The 509-nt window shown below is 61.5% G+C and carries 1 protein-coding gene; it reads right to left on the bottom strand.

What is annotated here, in order from left to right; genetic code table 11:
• Positions 1-509: PAS domain-containing protein (locus PDO_RS17470; RefSeq protein ID WP_007605070.1), on the bottom strand; the 509-nt coding region annotated here is incomplete at both ends.

Genomic DNA, 509 nt, shown 5'->3' with positions numbered 1-509 from the left:
ATCCGCGCGCATCTCGGTGACGTCAGGGCCTGCACCAGGATGCCGCCGATCCGACCGTCGGGGTCGCGCATCGGCTGATAGGCAAGATCGATAACGCGGTTCTGCTTTTCGCCGTCGGGTCCGCGATTGAGCTCGATTTCCACGTTCTTGGCCACATAGGGCTCGCCGGTCCGATAGACGCCGTCAAGGATGTCGATATAGCCTTGGCGCACGACCTCCGAGACGGCGTCCGCCACCGGCTTGCCGATAATGTCGCGGTTGCCGATCATCGCGTAGTATTGCTCATTGGCATAGTCGAAGACGTGGTTCCTGCCCGACAGCATGGCAATGCCGCCCTGACTCAGTTCGAAGACCTGCATGAACCGTTCGCGTATGGTCTGCTGCTCGCGGCGCATCAGCACTTCCGCGGTGATCTCCGAACAGGCGCAGAACATGCCGAGCACGGTCCCCCATGGGTCGCGCACGGGGGTGTAGGAAAACGAGAAATGGGTCTCTTCGGGGTAGCCCTT

Origin of the sequence: Rhizobium sp. PDO1-076, assembly GCF_000247475.1 — a bacterium.
Lineage (GTDB): Bacteria > Pseudomonadota > Alphaproteobacteria > Rhizobiales > Rhizobiaceae > Allorhizobium.
The sequence above is the reverse complement of the archived record's forward strand: the minus strand, read 5'-3'. Positions and strand labels throughout refer to the sequence as shown.